The 16957-nt window shown below is 72.1% G+C and carries 17 protein-coding genes; 10 read left to right on the top strand and 7 right to left on the bottom strand.

Annotation, left to right across the window (positions count from 1 at the left end):
• Positions 1 to 18: 18 nt before the first annotated feature.
• From egtA to egtD, 4 genes are all read left to right on the top strand, one after another.
• Positions 19 to 1272: an ergothioneine biosynthesis glutamate--cysteine ligase EgtA gene (egtA, locus tag ACFYWM_RS03825; RefSeq protein WP_389908124.1), complete on the top strand. Its 1254-nt coding sequence runs from the start codon at positions 19 to 21 to the stop codon at positions 1270 to 1272.
• A gap of 95 nt (positions 1273 to 1367) precedes the next feature.
• A complete protein-coding gene (gene egtB, locus ACFYWM_RS03820) occupies positions 1368 to 2714 on the top strand; it encodes an ergothioneine biosynthesis protein EgtB (protein WP_389908122.1) in 1347 nt (448 codons plus the stop codon).
• A gap of 12 nt (positions 2715 to 2726) precedes the next feature.
• Complete coding sequence (gene egtC / locus ACFYWM_RS03815) at positions 2727 to 3431, top strand: ergothioneine biosynthesis protein EgtC (RefSeq protein WP_389908120.1); 705 nt, start codon at positions 2727 to 2729, stop codon at positions 3429 to 3431.
• 102 nt (positions 3432 to 3533) lie between these two features.
• The gene (gene egtD / locus ACFYWM_RS03810; protein WP_389908118.1) at positions 3534 to 4514 is read left to right on the top strand and encodes an L-histidine N(alpha)-methyltransferase; all 981 of its coding nucleotides are present in this window, start codon (positions 3534 to 3536) and stop codon (positions 4512 to 4514) included.
• 174 nt (positions 4515 to 4688) lie between these two features.
• Here the strand turns inward: egtD and ACFYWM_RS03805 are convergent, their stop codons facing one another.
• Positions 4689 to 6224, bottom strand: coding sequence for a methionine--tRNA ligase (locus tag ACFYWM_RS03805; RefSeq protein WP_389908116.1), 1536 nt, complete (start codon positions 6222 to 6224; stop codon positions 4689 to 4691).
• A 457-nt stretch (positions 6225 to 6681) separates the two neighbouring features.
• Between ACFYWM_RS03805 and ACFYWM_RS03800 the strand changes: the two genes are divergently transcribed.
• The 4 genes from ACFYWM_RS03800 to ACFYWM_RS03785 all read left to right on the top strand — a co-directional run bounded on the left by ACFYWM_RS03800 (position 6682) and on the right by ACFYWM_RS03785 (position 8636).
• Entirely contained in the window at positions 6682 to 6918 is a 237-nt protein-coding gene (locus tag ACFYWM_RS03800; protein ID WP_389908114.1) for a DUF2945 domain-containing protein, read from the top strand.
• Complete coding sequence (locus ACFYWM_RS03795) at positions 6911 to 7240, top strand: DUF3140 domain-containing protein (protein ID WP_389908112.1); 330 nt, start codon at positions 6911 to 6913, stop codon at positions 7238 to 7240. The genes ACFYWM_RS03800 and ACFYWM_RS03795 overlap by 8 nt, the downstream gene beginning before the upstream one ends.
• A 27-nt stretch (positions 7241 to 7267) precedes the next feature.
• Positions 7268 to 8191, top strand: a complete 924-nt coding sequence (locus tag ACFYWM_RS03790) for an NADP-dependent oxidoreductase (protein ID WP_389908110.1) — start codon at positions 7268 to 7270, stop codon at positions 8189 to 8191.
• 136 nt (positions 8192 to 8327) lie between these two features.
• Positions 8328 to 8636, top strand: coding sequence for a MiAMP1 family antimicrobial peptide (locus ACFYWM_RS03785; RefSeq protein ID WP_389908108.1), 309 nt, complete (start codon positions 8328 to 8330; stop codon positions 8634 to 8636).
• Between the two features lie 304 nt (positions 8637 to 8940).
• Here the strand turns inward: ACFYWM_RS03785 and ACFYWM_RS03780 are convergent, their stop codons facing one another.
• Positions 8941 to 9960, bottom strand: a complete 1020-nt coding sequence (locus ACFYWM_RS03780; RefSeq protein ID WP_389908106.1) for a WXG100 family type VII secretion target — start codon at positions 9958 to 9960, stop codon at positions 8941 to 8943.
• Between the two features lie 195 nt (positions 9961 to 10155).
• Between ACFYWM_RS03780 and ACFYWM_RS03775 the strand changes: the two genes are divergently transcribed.
• Positions 10156 to 10983, top strand: coding sequence for an alpha/beta fold hydrolase (locus tag ACFYWM_RS03775; RefSeq protein ID WP_389908104.1), 828 nt, complete (start codon positions 10156 to 10158; stop codon positions 10981 to 10983).
• 139 nt (positions 10984 to 11122) lie between these two features.
• Here ACFYWM_RS03775 and ACFYWM_RS03770 read toward each other — a convergent pair whose 3' ends face one another.
• From ACFYWM_RS03770 to ACFYWM_RS03760, 3 genes are all read right to left on the bottom strand, one after another.
• A complete protein-coding gene (locus ACFYWM_RS03770; RefSeq protein ID WP_389908102.1) occupies positions 11123 to 12790 on the bottom strand; it encodes a CocE/NonD family hydrolase in 1668 nt (555 codons plus the stop codon).
• A gap of 95 nt (positions 12791 to 12885) precedes the next feature.
• Complete coding sequence (locus ACFYWM_RS03765; RefSeq protein ID WP_389908100.1) at positions 12886 to 13335, bottom strand: DUF3237 domain-containing protein; 450 nt, start codon at positions 13333 to 13335, stop codon at positions 12886 to 12888.
• Positions 13332 to 14501 carry a flavin-dependent oxidoreductase gene (locus ACFYWM_RS03760; protein ID WP_389908098.1) on the bottom strand — a complete coding sequence of 390 codons (1170 nt, stop codon included), beginning with the start codon at positions 14499 to 14501 and terminating at the stop codon, positions 13332 to 13334. Before ACFYWM_RS03760 ends, ACFYWM_RS03765 begins: the two co-directional genes overlap by 4 nt.
• 168 nt (positions 14502 to 14669) lie before the next feature.
• Here ACFYWM_RS03760 and ACFYWM_RS03755 point away from each other — a divergent pair, with 168 nt between their 5' ends.
• Positions 14670 to 15215, top strand: coding sequence for a MarR family winged helix-turn-helix transcriptional regulator (locus ACFYWM_RS03755; RefSeq protein WP_389908096.1), 546 nt, complete (start codon positions 14670 to 14672; stop codon positions 15213 to 15215).
• Between the two features lie 42 nt (positions 15216 to 15257).
• Here the strand turns inward: ACFYWM_RS03755 and ACFYWM_RS03750 are convergent, their stop codons facing one another.
• Both ACFYWM_RS03750 and ACFYWM_RS03745 read right to left on the bottom strand, forming a co-directional pair.
• Positions 15258 to 15854, bottom strand: coding sequence for a DUF1349 domain-containing protein (locus tag ACFYWM_RS03750; RefSeq protein WP_389908094.1), 597 nt, complete (start codon positions 15852 to 15854; stop codon positions 15258 to 15260).
• The gene (locus ACFYWM_RS03745) at positions 15851 to 16945 is read right to left on the bottom strand and encodes a Gfo/Idh/MocA family protein (protein WP_389908092.1); all 1095 of its coding nucleotides are present in this window, start codon (positions 16943 to 16945) and stop codon (positions 15851 to 15853) included. The genes ACFYWM_RS03750 and ACFYWM_RS03745 overlap by 4 nt, the downstream gene beginning before the upstream one ends.
• Between the last annotated feature and the right edge of the window lie 12 nt (positions 16946 to 16957).

Below are 16957 nucleotides of genomic sequence, written 5' to 3'. Positions count from 1 at the left end.
AGGCGAAAGGGGATGAGGATGACCGGTCTGGCGACCGAGGACACACTGATCCGGAGCGCCTCGGATGTGGAGACCTTCGCGCGACGCTGCTTCCTCGGCTCCCCCGGCGACCGGGTGGGGATCGAGCTGGAGTTCCTGGTCTTCGACCGTACGGCTCCCGCCCGGCAGGTCCCGATGGCCAGGATCGCCGACGCCCTGCCCCCGCTGCCCGGCGGGAGCCTGGTGACCTTCGAACCCGGAGGCCAGCTGGAACTCTCCGGGCCACCCGGCTCGCTGCCGGCCGCGATCGCCCTCCTCACCGCCGACGTGAACGCCGTGCGCCGGGCGCTGCGGGACGCCGGCCTGGCGCTGGGCGGGGTCGGTCTCGACCCGCTGCGCCCGGCCAGGCGGCAGCTGCGCCTGCCCAGGTACGAGGTGATGGCGCGCTTCCTCGGCGCCCCGTACGGGCCGCTGATGATGTGCTCGACGGCGTCGGTCCAGGTCAACCTGGACCTGGGCATGAGACCCGCGGCGCGGTGGGAACGCGCCCACCTGCTGGGGCCCGTCCTCGTGGCGGCCTTCGCGAACTCGCCGCTCAGCGAGGGCCGTCCGTGCGGGTGGATGTCGGGACGCCAGGCGGTGTGGGAGCGGCTCGACCGCACCCGGACGGCCGCCGTCCCGGCGAGCGGCGACCCCGCGGCCGCGTGGACCGAATATTTGCTCGACGCCCGCCTCATGGCCGTGCGCGACACCACCGGGAACAGCGGGAGCGGGAACGGCGCGGAGCCGTGCCGCCCGGTCCTCGACGGCTCGACCTTCCGCGACCGGCTGGCCTCGTCCGAACACCCGCCGACCCTGGCCGACCTGGACTACCACGCCACGACACTCTTCCCGCCCGTACGGCCGCGCGGCTGGCTGGAGATCCGCTACCTCGACGCCCAGCACCCGGCGAGCTGGCCGGTGTGCGTGGCGGTGACCCACGCCCTGGTGACGGACGACCGCGCGGCCGACGCGGCGCTGGCCGCGGCCGGGCCGTGCGCGGGGATGTGGTCGTCGGCGGCGCGCCACGGCCTGGCGGAGCCCCGGCTGCGCAGGGCCGCAGGCGCCTGTTTCCGTGCCGCCCTCTCGGCGCTGCCCCGCCTGGGGGCGGCCCCGTCCCTGGTCTGCGAGGTGGCCGCGTTCGCCGACCGCCACGTGACCCCCGGCCGCGCCCCGGCCGAGGACCTGCTGGATCTAACGAGAGAGCCGGGAGGGCGCCTGCGGGACTGGCTGGCCGAGGAGGGACGGATCTGAGTCCTTCCCGGAACCGGCCCGGATCGAGATCGGAGCGGGACCGTACCGGGAGCCCGGGCCGGAAGAGCCCGGGGTCTCCACGCTGGAGGTATCTGATGAGCGACTTCAAGGAACGGATCGCCGCCGAGCTGACCGCCGCGCGGAACCGCTCCACCGCCTACACCGACGCCGAGGACGACCTGCTGGTCACGCAGCACTCGCCGCTGATGTCGCCGCTGGTGTGGGATCTGGCCCACGTGGGCAACTACGAGGAGCTGTGGGTGCTGCGGCAGGTCGGCGGGATCGAGCCGCTCCGCCCGGAGATCGACGACCTGTACGACGCGTTCAAGCACCCGCGCGCGGACCGCCCGTCCCTGCCCATCCTGGGGCCGGTGGAGGCCCGCCACTACATCGAGGGCGTGCGCGGCCGGGTGCTGGACGTCCTGGACACGGTCGACCTGCACGACCCCGACCCCCTGCGGCGGTACGGCTTCGTCTTCGGCCTGGTGATCCAGCACGAGCACCAGCACGACGAGACGATGCTCGCCACCCTGCAGCTGTCGGGCCGGCCGGGGCTGGTCCGCGACGGCGAGCTGCCGCCCGGCGGGTCCTGGCGGACGCGGGGCCCCGACGAGGTGTTCGTCCCCCCAGGCCCCTTCATGATGGGCACCGACACCCAGCCGTGGGCCTACGACAACGAGCGCCCCGCCCACCGGCTCGACCTGCCCGGCTACTGGATCGACAGGCTGCCCGTCGGCAACCGCGCGTACGCGGACTTCATCGAGGACGGCGGCTACGAGGACCCCCGCTGGTGGGCCCCGGACGGCCTGCGCTGGCTGCGGCGGACCCGCGCCTCCGCCCCGCTGTTCTGGACCAGGGACGGCGACACCTGGTGGCGTACCCGCTTCGGCAGGACCGAGCCCGTCCCCATGGACGAGCCCGTGCAGCACGTGTGCTGGTACGAGGCCGACGCCTACGCCCGGTGGGCGGGACGGCGGCTGCCCACCGAGGCCGAGTGGGAGAAGGCCTGCGGCTGGGACGCCGAGGCCGGGCGGTCGCGCACGTATCCGTGGGGCGACGACCCGCCGGGGCCCGGCATGGCGAACCTCGGGCACCGGGCGGCACGGCCCGCGCCCCTCGGCGCCTTCCCCCTGGGGGCGGGTCCCTGCGGCGCCGAGCAGATGATCGGAGACGTGTGGGAGTGGACCGGTTCGTGGTTCCTGCCCCACCCCGGTTTCCGCAGCTTCCCCTACCGCGAGTACAGCGAGGTGTTCTTCGGCGCCCACTATCGGGTGCTGCGCGGCGGGTCCTGGGCGTCCGACCCGGCCGTGGTCCGCACCACGTTCAGGAACTGGGACCGCCCGGCCCGCAGGCAGATCTTCTCCGGCTTCCGATGCGCCCGCTCGGCCTCTCCCGACCACTCCCCCGAGCGCTCGGCGGAACGCTCGGCGGGGCACGGGTAGATGTGCCGCCACGTGTCCTGGCTGGGTGCTCCCCGTACCCTCGCCTCGCTGATCCACGAGCCGGTCCACGGCCTGCTCCGGCAGTCCTACAGACCGCGCCTGCAGCGCCACGGCGCGATCAACGCCGACGGCTTCGGCATGGGCTGGTACGACGCCGCCCGCGCGGAGCCCGTCCGCTACCGCCGGACGGTCCCCGCCTGGACCGACGCCAACCTGGCGGGGCTCGCGGGGACGGCCCGCTCCGGCTGCCTGCTGGCCGCCGTGCGGTCGGCCAGCGTCGGGATGCCGATCGAGGAGACCGCGACCGCGCCCTTCGCCGACGGGCCGTGGCTGCTCAGCCACAACGGTTACGTCGCGCGGGAGGCGGTGAGGGAGCTCGCCGACGACGCGGAGAGCTCCTGCGACTCCGCCTGGCTCGCCGCCGCGGTGTTCCTCCGGCGTCGGGCGGGCGACTCGCTCGGTGAGGCCCTGGCGGAGATCGTCACCCGCGCCGGGCTGAAGGATCCCCTCGCCCGCCTGAACCTGCTCGCCTGCGACGGTACGTCGGTCGCCGCGACCGCCTGGGGCGACACGCTCTTCCTCCGCCGCGACGGCCACCCGCACGACGGGGTGCTCGTGGCGAGCGAGCCGCTGGACGACCGGTCCGGCTGGCAGGCCGTACCGGACCACACCCTGGTCCTCGCCTCACCCGACGGGGTGCGCGTCCAGCCCCTGTGAGCGGGCGGAGCCGGGCCACAGGAGAGCCCAGACCACAGGAAAGCACAGCACCCGGCCACGGACCGGCGAGCGGGACCGTGGCCCACACACCCAGGAGGCCCCGTGTCCGTCAGCCAGTCAGCCATCCACCTGGTCAACCATCTCGGCCGCGACCATCTTCGCCAGGCCCTCGAACACGACGTCCGCGCCGGGCTGACCTCGACGCCGAAGTGGCTGCCGCCCAAGTGGTTCTACGACGAGGCCGGCAGCGAGCTGTTCTCCCGCATCACCCGGCTGCCCGAGTACTACCCCACCCGCCGGGAGCTGGCCATCCTGCGCAGGGAGGCCCTCGACATCGCCGTGCGCGCCGGCGCGGACACCCTGGTCGAGCTCGGTTCCGGGACCAGCGAGAAGACCGTGCTGCTGCTGGACGCCCTCGCCGCGACGGGAAGGCTGCGCGCCTACACGCCGGTGGACGTCGACGCGGTCACCCTGGGCGAGGCCGCGCACCGGCTCGCCACCCGCTACCGGGGTCTGGCCGTACACGCGATCTGCGCCGACTTCGAGGCGCACCTGGGCCTGCTGCCCCGTACGGGACGGCGGTTGGTGGCCTTCCTCGGCGGGACCGTCGGCAACCTGGCCCCGACGGCGCGCGAGGTGTTCCTGAAGGAGCTGCGCGCCACGCTCCGCCCCGGCGATACCTTCCTGCTCGGCGCGGACCTGGTCAAGGACACCGGCCGGCTGGTCGCGGCGTACGACGACGTGAGCGGGGTGACCGCCGCCTTCAACCGGAACGTCCTGCGCGTCATCAACAGGGAGCTGGACGCCGACTTCGAGCCGGACGCCTTCGAGCACGTCGCGCTGTACGACGCGCGGCACGAGTGGATCGAGATGCGGCTGCGCGCGACCCGCGCCATGCGCGTGCGGATCGGTGACCTCGGCCTGCGGGTCTCCTTCGCGGCCGACGAGGAGATGCGGACCGAGATCAGCGCCAAGTTCCGTCCCGAAGGCCTGCGACGGGAGCTCGTCACGGCCGGTTTCGGAATGATCCGCCAGTACACCGACCCGACCGGCGACTTCGTCCTCGTCCTGGCCCACCCGTGACCCGCGGACCCGCGACCGCCGCGACGCGTCCCCCGCCCGTGGCCGTCGTGCCGCGTACGAGGACCAGGACGCAGGTCCTGGCCCTCGTAGGCGGTGAGAACCGGAGCACGGCCTCCCGCCCTCGTACACGGCGGGGATCGGAGCACGGACCCCGGCCCTCGTACACGGCGAGGATCAGGACGCGGGTTCCGGCTCCCGAACGGTGATCCGCCGGAAGAGCGGGCGTGGTTCGGGAAGCCCATCCTCCCCTGCCGTACACTGCGCGGCGATCCGGGCGGCCGTACCGGGCAGGAAGGGCGCCAGCTGGTCGGCCAGCGTCCCGCAGGCCCGGACGAGCGTGGCGAGGACGGCGTCGAGCCGGGCCGCGGCGCCGGGGTCGCCGTCGCGCTCGGCGCGGGCCAGCTCCCAGGGCCGGGTGTGCTCGACGTAGCGGTTGGCCTCGTCGACGACGGCCCAGACCGGCGCGGTGGCCCGGCGGAACGCGAAGTCGTCCAGGGCCGAGCGGACGAGACCGGGCGCCTGACGGCAGGCCTTCTCAAGACCCTCCCCTTCCGACACACCGGCCCCGGCCGGGGGAACGTGCCCGCCGCGGTAGCGGTGGACCATGGTGACGACCCGGTTGACGAGGTTGCCCAGCCCGTTGGCGAGCTCGTCGTTGGCGCGGGCGACGAGCCGGTCGACCGTGAAGTCGGCGTCCCCGACGCGCGGCACCTCGCGCAGCAGCCACCAGCGGACGGCGTCGGTGCCGTACTCCCCCGCCAGGGCGACCGGATCGGCCGTGACCCCACCGGATTTGCTGATCTTGCGGCCACCGGCGGTGAGGTAGTCGTGCACCACCACGTCCGTGGGCAGCGGCTGCCCGGCCGACAGCAGCATCGCCGGCCAGTAGACGGCGTGGAAGCGCAACACCCCCTTGCCGACCAGGTGGATCCGGCGATCGGCACCGGCCCACCAGCGACCGTAGCTCTCACCGCCGGTGCCGTAGCCCAGGGCCGTGACGTAGTTGCCGAGCGCGTCCCACCACACGTAGACGACCTGTCCGGGGTCCCCGGGGACGGGGATCCCCCACCCCCGGGCGCGGGCGGTCGACCGGGAGATCGAGAAGTCCTCCAGGCCACCGGCGATGAAGCCGAGGACCTCGTTGCGGCGTTCGGCGGGCTCGATCCTCAGGCGCCCGCTTGAGACGAGGTCGTGGAGCCGGTCGGCGTGGCGCGAGAGGCGGAAGAACCAGTTCTCCTCCGCGACCCGCTGAGGCTCGACGCCGTGTTCCGGGCAGCGTCCGCCGCTGAGCTCGGCCGGGGTGTAGAACCCCTCGCAGCCGACGCAGTAAAGACCTTCATAGTGCCTGCGGTAGAGGTCGCCGGCGTCGGCGCAGGACCGCCAGAGCCGCTCCACCCCGACCCGGTGGCGGGGGTCCCGGCTGGTACGGATGACGTCGTCGACCGAGAGCGCCAGCGGCTCGCGCAGCGCGACGAACGCCTCCGCGTTGCGGTCGACGAACGCCTGGACGGGAACACCGGCCGCCTCGGCGGCCAGCACGTTCTTCAGCGAGTTGTCGTCGGTGCCGGTCTGGAACCGCACCCGCTCACCCCGAGCGCGACGGAACCGGGCGAGCACGTCGGCCTGCACGAGCTCCAGCGCGAACCCCAAATGGGGACGGGCGTTGACGTACGGGATGGTGGTGGTGACGTAGGTGTGCGTCGTGGTCATCGGAACCTCCGTGAGAAGGGGGCTCCGGCCGGTGAAACGCGTCGAGGCCCCGTAGCAGGGCCTCGAAAACGATCGAACGAACGTCCGTGCGGCGTCAGCGGCCCCGTGAGCGGGGCATCATCACCTGACGGACGGACGCGTTCATGCGGCCAGGCTAACACCCGTCCACCGGCACGAGCCTTCCGTTTTCACGGCGAACGCTCTCACGGCGAGCAGTCCCACGGTGAGCAGTCCCACGGTGAGCGCTCTCACGGCGAGGAGAGACCGGGGACCTGCGCGACGCGCCCCGGATGCCGTGGCGCGCCGGGCCGGGGCGGCAATCGACGGGTAACCGCCGGTTAAAAACGAGACCTCGGCCAGCGCGTCCCGTCGATCGTTCAGGGCGGTCCGATCCAGTGAAGCGCCAGTTCAGGTCCGGTGCGATGGGTTTCGGAGGGGGACGGGGTAAGGGTCGGCTATGACCGACAAGCGCAAGCAGAAGGACCCCGGCGTGGGTGACGAGGTCACGTGGGAGAGCCACGGCTCATCGACCTCGGGCAAGGTGGAGAAGAAGATCACGAAGCGGACGGAGGAGGCGGGACGCACCGTGGACGCCTCGGCCGACGATCCGCAGTACGTCGTGCGCAGCGACAAGAGCGGCAAGACCGCCGTGCACAAGCCGTCGGCGCTACACAAGAAGAACCGCCATGACTGACGACGGCAAACAGATCGCCGCGGACTTCGGCCGGGCGGTCAACATGACCGCCGCGGAGCTGGAAAGCTGGCTGGAGACGGAGGAGTCCAGGAGCGTTGGGGACAAATCGGGCGGCGAGGAGTCGACGGGTCACCAGTCGGGCCGCCGGATCACCGAGATCCTGCGCAAGCGGAAGGACGACCTGGGAGAGGACGACTACGCCCACATGCGCAAGGTGATCGGCTACGTCCGCCGCCACCTGACGCAGCGTCCGTCCGGTGACGTCAAGGAGACCCGCTGGCGATACTCCCTCATGAACTGGGGGCATGACCCGCTCAGATGAGCGGCGCGCCCCGGTAAGGACCCGCTCATGCGAGCCATCACCGTCCGAGACCGCGCCGCCGGTCCGGCCGGGCTCTCCCTCACGGAGGAGCCGTACCCCCACGCCGCCGAGAACGACGTCGTCGTCCGGGTGTACGCCGCCGGGTTCACCCCCGGAGAGCTCGACTGGCCGGGAACGTGGTCCGATCGCGCGGGCCGGGACCGGACGCCCAGCGTGCCCGGACACGAGCTGTCGGGTGTCGTCGCCGAGCTGGGGTACGGAACCACCGGCCTGACCGTCGGCCAGCGGGTGTTCGGGCTGGCCGACTGGACCCGCGACGGCTCGCTGGCCGAGTACACGGCGGTGGAGGCCCGCAACCTCGCGCCGCTGCCGGCCGACGTCGACCACACCGTGGCCGCCGCGCTGCCGATCTCGGGGCTGACCGCGTGGCAGGGCCTGTTCGAGCACGGCCGCCTCGCCGCCGGGCAGACCGTCCTGATCCACGGCGCCGTGGGCGGCGTCGGTTCCATCGCGGTACAGCTCGCGCGCGAGGCGGGAGCCCGGGTGATCGGCACCGGCAGGGCGGGCGACGGGGACACGGCACTCGGCCTCGGCGCCGACGCCTTCCTGGACCTGCGCTCCGACCACCTTGAGGACGCCGGTCAGGTCGACGTGGTGCTCGACGTGATCGGCGGCGAAATCCTGGACCGCTCGGCCGCGCTGGTACGCCCTGGCGGCACGCTCGTCACCATCGCCTCACCGCCCACGACCCGGCCCCGGGACGGGCAGGCGATCTTCTTCGTCGTCGAGCCCGACCGCGCCCGGCTCGCGGACCTGGTCCGGCGGGTCCGGGACGGGCGGCTCCGCCCGATCGTCGGGGCCGTGCGGCCACTCGCCGAGGCGCCCTCCGCGTTCGCGCCCACCCGGCGCAGCCCCGGCAAGACGATCATCAGGGTCACGGAAGAGGAGTAGCCGGACGGGAACCGCTCACCGGCGCCGCCCGGCCACGGGTCATGAGCGATCCAGGACACGCACAGCACACTTTGCATACGAAGAGTAATGTCTTCATTACTCTCAGTAGAGTGCTGAGGTCGTCGAAAGGATCACCGTGAAGCGAATCGCCCTCGTCCCCCTCATCTCCGCCGCCATGGTCGTGGTCATGGGCGGTGCCGCCTACGCCTCGCAGTACGTGGCCTACGAGGGGCCGGGCTTCACCGGCCGTTCGGTCGTCATCGACCGGTGCGGCCCGTCCAACATCCCCTTCCACGGGTCGTACAAGTGGTACGGCGACGGCCAGAGCGGCCGGATGTACAACCAGCCCGACGCTCAAGGGGTGACGCACTTCGAGCTGGCGTCCAACCGCAACGCGGAGCAGAGGACGCCCGTCGGCTGGAAGAGCATCTTCATCGTGTGCTGACGCCCGGAACGTGCTGACGTTCAGAGCGCGCTGATACCCGAAGTGCACTGACGCCCGAAGTGTGCTGACGCCCGAAGTGTGCTGACGCCTGGAAAGCGTGACCGGAAGCAGGAGCCCACCCCCCTTCCGGTCACGCGCCGGTCAGAACTTCGGCCAGAACCGGGCCTCCGGCCACGGGAAGCCTGCTTTCCGCACCCCGCCTGCCGACACCTCGGGGGACATCACCCCTTTTCGCCGCATTCGCGGTTGGCGACACGGACCCGCGTGGAAGGACTCCATGGATCGCCCCGCCGTCCACGCGGAGTCAGAGCAGGTAGGTGAGCCGGTCCTCCGCCGGGATGAGGCCGGGAAGATCGATCCGTACGTGTCGCGGGAAACGGGCCAGCACCTCGTCGCGGAACCGCTGGTCGACCGCGCGCAGGAAGTCACGGGCGGAACGGTCGTCGTCGTCCTGGAAGATGTCGGTCAGCCAGTTCTCACCGGCCACCGCGTGGTCGAAGCGGGCCTTGGCCGGCGCCACCACGACATCCGCGCACGTACGGGCCAGCGCGCCGAGGGAATGGTGCGCCTCGGCCAGCGGGGTGACGGCCTGGTAAATCGTCTTCAGCGCCCGTTGCGCGCGTTCCGCCGCGGGGCCGGCCCAGTGACGGCTGACGTCGTTCGCGTGCGCGCGCATCCTTTCCTGCAACCCCTCCAGGTCGTCGGCGACGCTTTTCACGACCCGTGAGTACTCCCTGATCGAATGCTCGTCACCCGACATCAGCAGGGCCCTGACCTGCTCCTTGCCGAGGCCGTCATAGTCATACCGCGCCGTCGTGTCCTGCCGGTCGGCGTACACGTTCCCGTGGGGATACTGCGAGCTGACGGCATACCCCTTCTCGTAACTGCTCCAGCTGCTTCGGGGTGTCTGCGAGGAAGGCCGTACCGTGTCGACGGGGTCACGCAGCCGATTCCACACCGACTGCCGCGTCAGCCAGCCGTGATGGTCGGCGACGTCGTAGTTCCTGCCCGCGGTGGCGACGCCGCAGGCGGCCGCCACGCACTCGACCATCGCGTCACTGGCGACGCAGAAAAGGTCCTCGGTGAAACCCCGGAAGAGCCGGGAGACGTCCGCGGCCCCATCCCAGTCTCCGGCCTTGAACTCCGGCCCGTACCACCAGGTGGGAATGCCGACGTCGTTCAGGTCGACCACGAGACGTTCGGCGGCGGCGCGCAACGCCCGGTGGTTCACGTCGACGACGTCTCTCACCGAGTCACCGAGCCCCGGCCAGCTGTTGACGGTCCTGGGCGCGAAATCTCGCTCGGAATCCGGATCGGGGGCCACGGGGCATTACCTTCTCTTGATCAACGGGGACGGATCGCGAAGGTAGCCGAGCCGTCGGGAACCACTCGACGGAAACGGATGAACTGCCGGTGAACAATGAACGCCCAGTCCCCCGGGCGAGGAACGGTTGGCTCTGGGCCGGTGATCGCGATCGTGGTGTGACGGCTCCCGGGGTTGCGATGCGAGGATGCGGGGATGGTCAGGTTCACTTCATATGACGGGACCGTGCTCGTCTGTCATGAGCGGGGAGAAGGTCCGGCGCTGGTCTGCCTGCCGGGCGGGCCCGGGCGGTCCTCGCGATACCTGGGAGATCTCGGCGGCCTGGCGGCTCGGCGCCGCCTCTTCCTGCTGGACAGCCGGGGAACCGGCGAATCCGCGGCGCCCCTCGATCCGGACACGTACGCGATGGACCGCTTGGTCGCGGATGTCGAGGCGCTGCGCGTGCGTCTGGGGTTGGAGCGGATGGACCTGCTCGGGCACTCGGCGGCCGGAGGGCTGGCGTTGCTGTACGCCGCCCGGTATCCCGAACGGATGAAGCACCTGGTGCTGGTCACACCGACCGTGCACCCGGTGGGGATCGAGATAACCGATGAGCAGTGGTACGCCCAGATCGAGCGCCGGGCCGGCGAGAGCTGGTACGAGAGCAGGCTGCCGGACCTCAAGGCGTGGGACGCGGGCGATGAGAGCCGGCGCCTGAGGGCGCAGCCGTTCTTCTACAGTCCCTGGAACGAGACCGCCGAAGCGCACGCCACCCGGTTCGCCGAACGCTCGGCCGAGGCGGCGAAGCGCTTCCACACCGGCATGCCCGCCGCCGGGAAGACCCGGGCGAGCCTGGCGAAGGTCACCACGCCGGTCCTGGTGGTCGCGGGAGAGCAGGATCCGGGACCGTTGCCCGTGCACGCGGCCGAGTTGGCCGGGATCTTCCCGCGCGGGACCAGCGTCGTGCTGCCCGGCGCCCACTACCCCTGGGTCACCGCTCCGGAGACCTTCGCCGAGGCGATCGAGGGATTCCTCGGCAGCTAGGCCGTTTCGTGCGGATCACGCCTTGCCGCACGCCGGCGCCTGCCCAGCATCATCTTTGATCCGCGAACCCTGGACGTGTCGGGCTTCATCCACCCGGGCCGCCTCGGATGTCGGGAGGTCGTCGTACGGCCCGGGGCTGTTACCGGGGGACGATCGGGAGGGTGATGTAGGAGTCGGGGAAGACGGTCTGGCGCTGGAGGACCAGGTCGGCCTCGGTGGAGTCGGCGGAGGTCCGGCCGTTGCCGGGGTTGCGGTCGAAGCGGGGGAAGTTGGAGCTGGAGATCTCGACGCGGACGCGGTGACCGGTCTTGAAGACCTGGCTGGTGGCGACGAGGTCGATCTCGTGCACTCCGGACCGGACGGAGGTCCGGACGATGCCGTCGATCACGCTCATCGCCCGGCCGTCGGGGTGGACGTCGACGAGTTTGGCCGTCCAGTCGGTGGAGAGCGCCGAGGTCTCGGCGTGCAGGGTGACGGAGAGGCGGCCGGTCACCTCGACGTCGGAGGCGAGCGCCTCGGTGGTGAAGCAGAGCACGTCGGGGCGGAGCTCGACATCGCGCTGGTCCTGGGGTCCGATGTTCGTCACGTCCGGGAGCAGGAGGGGACCGCCGGTCGTGGGTACGGGGTCGCGGGGGTCGAAGGTGAAGATGGAGGGCGCGGGGTGCGTGGAAGATTCGGCGTCCGTGGAAGGCCCGACGTCCATGGAAAGTCCGGCGTCCGAGAGGGGCGCGGTGTCCGAGGGGGGTTCGGCGGACAGCAGGCCGCCGGTGTGCAGGTAGTAGCGGGTGGGGACCGCGCGGGACAGTGGCCACTCCTCCTCGTCCCGCCAGACGTTGTCGCCCATGACGAAGATCTTCACGGCCGGGCCGGTGTCCTCGCCGCGCAGGAAGTCCATCTGCCGCTGCGGCAGCATGGCCGCCTGCGCCGAGGAGAAGAACCCGAAGTCCAGGCGGCCGGTGCCCGTCGAGTTGGAACCGTGCGACCAGGGGCCGATGACCAGCGGGCCGCCCAGCCGCCGGTGGTTCTCCAGGGTTCCGGCGAGGAACAGGTCGAACCACCCCCCGACGTGCATCACGGGCACCTCGATCCGGTCGTGCCGCAGGGTCTCGGCAAGCCCCTCCCAGTAGGCGTCGCGGGTCGGGTGCGAGATCCAGTCACTCCACCACGGCCCCGCGGGGATGTCGCGCAGCGGCAGCGTTCGCACGGCGGCGGCCTGGTCGCCCAGTACGGGCAGGAGCTCGCCGAACCCGGCGCCCACGTCCTCCCCCGCCTCCATCCCGTGCGTCAGCCCGAGCATCGTCTGCAGCAGGCCCCAGTTCAGCGCCGAGCCGAGCGCGAGGGCTCCGCCGTGGTACTTCAGCCCGTCGTAGAAGTCGTGCGGGGTCATCGAGGCGACCACGGCCCTGAGCCCCGGCGGGCGCGTCGCGGCGGCCTGGAGCGCGCACCCGGCGAGGTAGGACATCCCGAACGCCGCGACCTCGCCGTTCGACCACGGCTGGGAGGTGATCCACCCGACGGTGTCGTAGCCGTCGTCGCCCTCGTCCAGCCACGGCCGGAACTCCCCGTCGCTGCTCCCGCGTCCCCGGCAGTGCTGGAGCACCACCGCGAAGCCGGCCTCCAGCGCGGGCGTCCTCGGCGCCATCAGGAACGAGCCCGCGCCGTACGGGGTGCGGACGAGCAGGGCCGGGAAGGGCCCGTCCGAGGCGGGGCGGTAGACGTCGCCGCGCAGGATCGTGCCGTCGCGCACCGGCATCGGGGTGTCGTGCTCGGCGACGATGGAGAGCGGGGTGCGGTTCAGCTTCGGCATCAGGAGTTCCTCGGGGTGTCCGCCGGGCCTCGGAGGGTCGTGCCGGGGCCGTGCGCGGTTCGATTCGATTCGGCAAGGGGACAGGTCGGGAAGGGTCAGGTCAGGGTGTAGGCGTCGTAGCGGACGGCGTCGGGCAGCCGGCCGCCCGTTCCCACGGCGAGGGTGCGGTTGAGCCACGAGTAGCGCTCGTCACCGGTCTCGAAACGGCAGAACAGCCGGAAGTAGTACTCGGACGGGTCCACCGGCTCGCCCTCGGCGAGGCGGGCCATGACCTCGGCGGGGCCGTGCCGCACGCCGGAGGTGGAGAGGTAGAGGTGGGCGTCGTCGTGGGTGCGCAGGGTGTAGCGGGTGTCGACGCTGGCCATGCCGTCGGCGTGCACGATCTGCCAGTCGGCACCGCCGGGCAGGACGACGCCGGAGAACCGCGGGCCCTCGAACGACCCGCCCACGATATTGATCACTCGTCGCCGCCCCCAGTGGGTGCCGCCGAGTTCGAGGATCGGGTCCAGCATCACGGTGAACGTGGCGAGGTGTTCGAGGTTCACCGGGCGACGCTCCAGGACGGGGACCCGTTCAGCGAAGCCGGGTCGAACCCCGCCGTGCGCTTGTAGGAGGCGGCGATCTCGGCCCGCTCCGCGTAGGGGATGACCCGCTCGATGTCGTCGAACCCGCCGGGGGCGCGCTCGTGGGCGAGTCTCATCACGATCTCGGGGCCCATCCGCCGGTTGGACAGCTGCAGGGTGGTCGTGGCGGGCCGCCGGGTGGCCTCGTACGCCGCCAGGTCGCCGTGCGCGAGGGAGTGGGCCAGCACCCGGGCGTCGATGATCGCCTGGGAGGCGCCGTTGGAGCCGATCGGGTACATCGCGTGGGCGGCGTCGCCCAGCAGGGTGACGTTCCCCTCGGTCCAGTGCGGCAGCGGGTCGCGGTCCACCATCGGATACTCGTAGGCGACCTCGGCCCCGGCGATGATCCCCGGCACGTCCAGCCAGTCGAACCGCCAGTCCGCGAAGTGCTTCTCGACCTCGGCCAGGTCCGCCGGCCGGTTCCAGTCGCCCCGGTCGGGGGCCGCGTCGCCGGAGGGCTTCTCGGCGATCCAGTTGATCAGTGTCCGCTCGCCGGTCTCGATCGGGTAGGCCACGAACTTCTGCGTACCGTCACCGATCATGACCATGGAACGCCCGGTCAGGAACGGGGCGCCGTACGTCGTCCCGCGCCACAGGACCAGCCCGTTCCACGGAGGGGGTCCCTCGCCGGGGAACAGGCGCGCGCGGATCGCCGAGTGGATGCCGTCCGCCCCGATCAGCAGGTCCTCCGCGCCCGGACCGGTGATCCGGCTGCCGGTGACGACCGACCGCGGCCCGAGCCGCTCGATCACGGCGTCCAGCAGCATCATCTGCAGCCGCCCCCGGTGGACGGAGTACTGCGGCCACAGGTATCCCGCGTCGAGGCCCCTGGGCTCGGACCAGATCGCGGAGCCGTACCGGTCGAAGTAGGCGAGTTCGGCGGTGGCGACGCCGATCGCCGCCAGCCGGTCGGCGAGCCCGAGCTCCGTCAGTTCCCGTACGGCGTGGGGCAGCAGGTTGATGCCCACGCCCAGGGGACGGATCTCCCGCACGGCCTCGTGGACGGTGAGGTTCTCGAAGCCCGCCGCGTGCAGGCTGAGCGCGGCGGCGAGGCCGCCGATGCCGCCACCGGCGATGACGATGTCCACGGGCGTCTCCCGTCGATTGTTATGGCCATAACAATATTCACGGTGAGGGCGAGCCTGCGCAAGACTTGTCCGGTGGAATCAGTGGAGCCGGCAGGCGGGGGACCAGCGCGCGCGGGTTCCGGCCGACAGGCCGCGAGCAAGGGGACGTCGCAGGTGGAAGGCAGGGGGGTGCCACGGGCCGAGGGCGGTGGGGGGTCGCGGGCGGAGCCGGAGGGGAGGGCGGATCTGCGGTACGCCGCGTACGCGCGGGAACGCCTGGCGGGCATGCCGGCCCCCGCCGACCCGGAGGGGTTCGAGCTCGCCTACAACCTGCTGCAGCTGGCCTACCTGCTGGTGACGGACCTGGAGACACGGATCCACCGCCCGCGCGGCTGGACGCTGCCCGGTTTCCGGCTGATGTTCAAGCTCTGGATTCTCGGCCCGACCCAGCCCGCCCGGCTCGCCGAGATCTCCGCCATGTCCCGCTCGGCGGTGACGAACGTGGTCAACACCCTGGAGCGCGACGCCCTGGTCGAGCGCCGCCCGGTGCCCGGCGACAGGCGCGCGGTGGTGGTCGCGCTGTCCGGGAAGGGGGAGGCCGCCGTCCGCGAGACGTTCGCCGAGCAGACCCGCAGGGAGCAGGAGTGGTTCTCCCCCCTGGACCCGCGCGAGCAGGCCGAACTCAGCGGCCTGCTCGCCCGCATCCTCACCGCCCGCCCGGCCGACACCCCGTGACCCGGCCGCCGTTCCGCGACTATCGGCACGGGGGGAAGCGGGTTACTCGCCGCCGCGCAGGTCGGCCAGGCGCTTGGGCGAGTACGCGATGTCCTCGAAGCGCACGGTGCAGCCCCCGCCGGTGGGGCTCTGCGCGAGGAAGCCGACCTCCGGATCCCCGTCGAGCGCGAAGTACCTGATGAGGTGCCAGAACCCGGACTCGTCGGCGACGTGGAAGGCGAAGGCCGGGCCGAGGCGGGAGATGCGCAGCCGGATCTCCGTGCCGTCCATGGTCACGGAGTTGCAGTCGTCGGACACCCCGCGGGTGACCACCGTGACGATCGTGGGCCTGCCCTGAGGAGAGAGTTCGAGGCCGCACTTGGCCCACCGGTCGTCACCGGCGTACAGCAGCAGGGCGGCCGCGTCGTAGGTGGACAGCAGGTCGAGCCTGACCCGCGTGCTGAGCGTGAAGTCGCCGTCCAGGCGGCCGACGAGAGCGGGGGCGTTGGCGTAGCGGTCCGGCTCCCCGGGGTCGAAGAAGAGGTCGGTGCTCGCCCCCGCGCCGATGGAGAGCACGTCGCCGTCGACGCTCCAGTCCTCGGGCCGGTTCAGCCAGCGCAGCGGCGTGGGGAAGGGGGGCAGGGAGACGGTCTCGCTCACGGGTGTTCCTCCAGACGGGTTGCGAACGCGTAGGCGTCCGCGATGAGACGGTCGACGACCTCGGCGTCACGGACGGGGCAGACCGGATCGGTGCCGTCCCGGACGCTGCGGGCGAAGTCGGCCAGGAGGGGCAGGTGCGGGTTCTCCGGGGGCGGAAGGAACTCCTCGACGGCGACCCCGTCGACGGTCCCGCGCACCTTCCCCGCGTCGAGGGGGTCGAGTTCCAGGTGACCGCCGTCGAAGGACAGGCGGAACCGGTCGTGGCGGGCGCCGGGCGCCCACGCCGCCTCCAGGCCGGCCGTGGCACCCGACGGCCAGGCCAGCTCCAGCCGGGCGAGGCGCTCCGCGCCCAGGTCGAAGGGCAGGCCCGTCCGCGCGCCGGTCACGACGGGCTCCCCCAGCAGCCAGCAGAGCAGGTCGAGGCGGTGACTGCCGATGTCGGCGAGTACTCCCCCACCGGAGATCGCGGGGTCGGTACGCCAGAGCCGGGGGTCGTCCGGTCCCGGGTCGAAGGGGCTGCGGAACTCCACGACCGCGCGGTGGACGGCACGCCCGCGCAGGATCTCGCGTACCCGCCCGAGCGCGGGCGCGAGCCGACGGTAGTAGGCGACACCCGCGTGTGCGGTTGCCAGTTCGGGGACCGTCTCGGGTTGACGGGCGGCTCCTGCGGAAGCGGTGACCGGGTCGGGAGCCGTCCCGGGTTGGCGGGCGGCCTCTGCGGAGGCCGTGGCCGGGTCGGGAGCCGTCTCACGGCGGCGGGTGACGCCCGCATTGCCGGGAACCGTCCCGCCCAGTGGCTTTTCCACGAGGACCGGCAGGCCCGCGCGTGCCGCCGCGATCGCGAGGGGGAGATGGGCCGCGACCGGCGTGGCGACATAGACGACCTCGGCCACGTCGAGCAGCGCGGCGTAGTCGGACGTGCCGAAGGCGCCGGACCCGCCGAACTCCTCGCAGGTCGCCCGGGCCCGTGCGGCGTCCCGGCCCCACACGCAGGCGACGGTCTCACCGAGGGACAGCAGGGCGGGCAGGGCCTTCCTGCGGACGATGTCGCCGTATCCGGCGATCCCCCATTTAAGCCCTGGTGCGGACATATGACGATCTTA

The organism is Streptosporangium sp. NPDC002721 (assembly GCF_042888905.1).
GTDB lineage: Bacteria > Actinomycetota > Actinomycetes > Streptosporangiales > Streptosporangiaceae > Streptosporangium.
The sequence above is the reverse complement of the archived record's forward strand: the minus strand, read 5'-3'. Positions and strand labels throughout refer to the sequence as shown.

What these genes read in the sequence shown, in the direction of transcription:
- egtA (WP_389908124.1), top strand. Translation starts at nt 19, where the DNA reads ATGACCGGTCTGGCGACCGAGGACACACTGATCCGGAGCGCCTCGGAT.
- egtB (WP_389908122.1), top strand. Translation starts at nt 1,368, where the DNA reads ATGAGCGACTTCAAGGAACGGATCGCCGCCGAGCTGACCGCCGCGCGG.
- ACFYWM_RS03805 (WP_389908116.1), bottom strand. Translation starts at nt 6,224, where the DNA reads ATGACCACGACGCACACCTACGTCACCACCACCATCCCGTACGTCAAC.
- ACFYWM_RS03800 (WP_389908114.1), top strand. Translation starts at nt 6,682, where the DNA reads ATGACCGACAAGCGCAAGCAGAAGGACCCCGGCGTGGGTGACGAGGTC.
- ACFYWM_RS03795 (WP_389908112.1), top strand. Translation starts at nt 6,911, where the DNA reads ATGACTGACGACGGCAAACAGATCGCCGCGGACTTCGGCCGGGCGGTC.
- ACFYWM_RS03790 (WP_389908110.1), top strand. Translation starts at nt 7,268, where the DNA reads ATGCGAGCCATCACCGTCCGAGACCGCGCCGCCGGTCCGGCCGGGCTC.
- ACFYWM_RS03775 (WP_389908104.1), top strand. Translation starts at nt 10,156, where the DNA reads ATGGTCAGGTTCACTTCATATGACGGGACCGTGCTCGTCTGTCATGAG.
- ACFYWM_RS03770 (WP_389908102.1), bottom strand. Translation starts at nt 12,790, where the DNA reads ATGCCGAAGCTGAACCGCACCCCGCTCTCCATCGTCGCCGAGCACGAC.
- ACFYWM_RS03745 (WP_389908092.1), bottom strand. Translation starts at nt 16,945, where the DNA reads ATGTCCGCACCAGGGCTTAAATGGGGGATCGCCGGATACGGCGACATC.